Consider the following 4,018-nt stretch of genomic DNA (forward strand, 5'->3'; position numbering starts at 1 on the left):
AGCCCGGACTGGCTGTTGTCGAGCGTGTCGGCGCGAAGGTCCAGGCTCCCCTGGCTGACCAGTTCGCCGCCTTGCTGGAGCAGCGTACCGACCGCCGCCTCCAGCACGCCTCTGGCGGCGATACGGCCTTGGTTGCCGTTGCTCACCTGGTCGGCTACAAGCTCCAGGCGGCCTTCACTCACCAGGCTGCCTTGTTCGGCGTTGTCCAGGCTGGTTACGCTGATACGGGCATCACCCTTGCTGCCGATGGTTCCCGCACGGTTGTCCAAGACCTGAGACTCGATGGCCAGTCCGTCGGTCGCCAGGACCTGCCCCTTGAGACTGTTGTCCAGTGTCTTGGCGATGCGCAGGGTCAAAGCTTCGCTGCTGATCAGCCGCCCGCCCTGATTGTTCAGTGTGTTGGCGGCGAGGGTAAAAGCACGGTCGCTGGATATCTCTCCGCCGACGCTGTTGTCCACCATGCCGAGTTGGCGCAGCAGGAGCGCGCCAGGCGTTGAAACCAGACCGAGGTCGTGGTTGTCCAGGGTGCCACCGTTGAGGTCGAGGGTGACACCGCGCTCGCCGACCAGCGAGCCTCCCCCCTGCTGAAGCAACCCTTTCAGGTTGGCGTCGAGCGTACCCTTGGTGCTGATCCGTCCTTCCCGGCCGTTGTCGACCAACCCGGCGACCAGAGTGACGCCCGTATTGCCGCCAATGGATCCCTTCTGACTGTTGTTCAGGGCTCCGGTACGAATGGCCACAGCCCCTTTCGCACTGACCAGGCCCGCACGGCTGTTGTCGAAGCCAGTGCTGTTCAGGGTGGCTCCAGCATCGGTCACCAACCTGCCACCCTGGTTGTTCAACTCGCCCCGGCTGGTAACGAGCAGGCTACCCGCACTGGAGAAAGTCCCCGCCTGGTTATTGACCTGGTCGGCCTTCACTGTCAGCGACCCTTCGCTGACCAGTGCACCGCTCCCCTGGTTGTCCAATGCACCACTGAGCGTTACATCCACCAGGCGTTGGCTGCTGAGCAGGCCGCCATCGCCATTGAGCAGTTCAGCGCCGTCCAGGTGCAATCCATCGCGACTGGCGAGCACACCCTTGGCCTGGTTCAGCAGGCGCTGCACGGTTAGGCTCAGCTCACTGTCGCCGATCACCTTGCCCCCCCGGTTGTCCAGTTGTTCCCGGACAGCCAGAGCCACCTTGGCCACGCTGGATATTTCCCCACCGCGGTTATCGATCTGGCGTGCCTCGGCGGTGACCCCGCCATCGGCGCTCACCAGGCCGCCATTGCGGTTATCCAGGCTATCGGCGTCGAGAGTCAGCGTCCCCTGACTGGCCAGTTCTCCACCCTGCTGCTCCAGGGTGCCAACCGTGACCTGCAGATCGCCCTTCGCGGCAATGCGCCCCTTGGCGCTGCTCACCTGCTTGGCGGTCAGATCCAGGGCGCCTTCGCTGACCACGCGGCCTGCCTCGTTCTCCAGGCGGTTCACCCCGATGCGTGTATCGCCCTTGCTACCAACGATGCCGCTATGGTTGTCGAAGACGAGTGCAGCGACATCCAGCCCTCCGCTTGCGGAAAGAACGCCTTGGAGGCTGTTGTCCAGTGCCTGGGCGATGCGCAGGGTCAGGGAGTCGCCGCTGATCACGCGGCCACCCCGGTTGCTCAGCGCGGTCGCGGCGAGGGTAAAGCTTCGATCGCTGGAGATCTCGCCACCGCCACTGTTGTCCACGACACCCAGTTGCCGCAGCAGCAAGGCTCCAGGCGTGGCGATCAGGCCCTGAGCACGGTTGACCAGTTCTCCCCCGCGCAGATCGAGCGCGATGGCCGTATCGCTGACCAGCCTGCCGCTGCCCTGCTGATCCAGCCCCTTCAGGTTGGCATCGATCGCACCCTTGGCAGTGATCCGGCCGTTCTGGCTGTTGTCCACCAGGTCCGCGACCAGCGCGAGCCCGGCACCGCTGCCTATGCCGCCCTTCTGGCTATTGTTGAGGCTGCCAGTACGGATCTCCGCGGCCCCCTTGGCGCTGACGATGCCGCCCTGGCTGTTGTCGAGGCTGGCGCTGCGCAGGACGGCACCGGCGTCGGTGACCACCCTGCCCCCCTGGTTGTTCAACGCACCCTGGCTGGAAAGCGACAAGGTCCCGGCGCTGGAGACTGCACCGCCCTGGTTGTCCAGCCGACCGCTCTTCACGCTCAGGCGTCCCTGGCTGCTCAAGCTGCCCGCCTGATTGCCCAATACGCCGTCCAGAATGACGTCGATGCTTTGCTGGCTGCTGAGCAGGCCGCCGTTGCCATTGAACAGTTCGGCGCCATTCAGGCGCAGCCCATCACGACTGGCGAGTACCCCGCCGTCCTGGTTGAGTACCCGTGGCGCGGCGAGGCGAAGTCCGCTATCGCCGATGGCCTTGCCGCCTCGGTTGTCCAACTGCTCGGCGACGTCCAGTGTCACCTGGCCCGGGCTGGCGATTTCGCCCGCACGGTTGTCGATCCTCCGGGCGGAAACGGTCAGGTTGCCATCAGCACTGACCAGACCGCCGCTGCGGTTGTCGAGGCTATCGGCCTCGAGCATCAGCGCACCCTCGCTGCTCAATTCGCCACCCGCCTGGTTAAAGGCTGTCACGCTGGCGTGCAGGTCACCCCTGGCCGCGATCCGTCCCCTGACACTGTTCGCTCGCTCGGCAGTCAGTTTCAGACGACCTTCGCTAAGCAGGTCGCCGTCATCGTTTTCCAAACGGGACACGTCGATATCGACGGCGCCCTTGCTGCCGATGGAGCCACTGCGGTTGTCCAGGGCAAGCGCCCGGATATCCAGGCCTCCGGTGCCGGAGAGAACACCTTCGAGGCTGTTGTCCAGAGCCTGGGCGATGCGCAACGTCAGTACACCGCCGCTGCGCAGGCGGCCACCCTGGTTGGTCAGCGCGGAGGTGGTGAGTGTGAAGGCTCGGTCGCTGGAAATTTCCCCGCCGCTGTTGTCCACCATGCCGAGTTGGCGCAGGAGCAAGGTTCCAGGCGTGGCGATCAGGCCCTGAGCGCCATTGGCCAGGGTTCCCTCGTTCAGGTCGAGTATGATGCCGGCATTACTGACCAGCCGCCCTTTGCCCTGCTGATCGAGTCCCTTGATATTTGCGTCGATCATGCCTTTGGCAGTGATCCGACCTTCCTGGCTGTTATCCACCTCAGTAGCAAACAGGCCGAGCCCGTCATTGCTGCCAAGATTGCCTTTCTGGCTGTTGTTCAGAACCCCGGTATGGATCTCCGCCGCAGCGTTGGCACTGATGATCCCTGATCGGCTGTTATCCAGGCTGGCGCTGGTCAGGCGCAGGCTGGAGTCCGTCACCAACTTGCCGCCACGGTTGTCCACCGCCTCCTGGCTGCTCAGTCTCAGCGCACCGGCGCTGGACAGCGTGGCGTCCTGGTTGTGTATGCGCCCGGCGCTCACCGTCAGGGTACCGTCGCTGAGCAGCGCGCCCTTGCCCTGATTGTCCAGCACGCCGTCCAGAGTGACCTCTATATGTCTCTGACTGCTGAGCAGTCCGGCATTGCCATTGAACAATTCGGTACCACTCAGGCGCAGCCCATCGCGGCTGGCGATTACTCCCTTGTCCTGGTTGAGCACGCGTGGCGCGGTGATGCCCAGACCACTGTCAGCAACGACTTTGCCGCCACGGTTGTCCAGTTGCTCATTGAGATTCAGCGTCGCCACGCCCTGGCTGGCAATCTCGCCGGCACGGTTGTCCACCTGCCGGGCATCGATGACCACACCTCGGTTGCCGGCGATGCGACCAGCGCCGTTGTCGACTTTGTCGGCGTCGAGGGCCAGCGCGCCCTGAGTCGTCAGCTCTCCCCCGTTCTGCACCAGCGCACCGAGTTTGGCACGCAGATCATCCTTGGCGACGATACGCCCCTTGGAATTGTTCGCCTCATCGGCCGCCAGCTTCAGGCCGCGTTCGGCGATCAGCGTGCCAGCGTCGTTTTCCAGGCGGGTCACACCGATATCGATGGTGCCCTTGCTGCCGATGGAGCCACTACGGTTGT

Annotated in this window: 1 protein-coding gene; it reads right to left on the bottom strand. The window is 64.3% G+C overall.

What is annotated here, in order from left to right; translation table 11 throughout:
• On the bottom strand, positions 1 to 4,018 hold a 4,018-nt coding region (locus tag HMPREF2924_RS14240; protein ID WP_371915079.1), incomplete at both ends, for a beta strand repeat-containing protein.

The sequence above is a fragment of the Pseudomonas sp. HMSC063H08 genome, from assembly GCF_001813645.1.
GTDB classification, from domain to species: domain Bacteria; phylum Pseudomonadota; class Gammaproteobacteria; order Pseudomonadales; family Pseudomonadaceae; genus Pseudomonas; species Pseudomonas aeruginosa.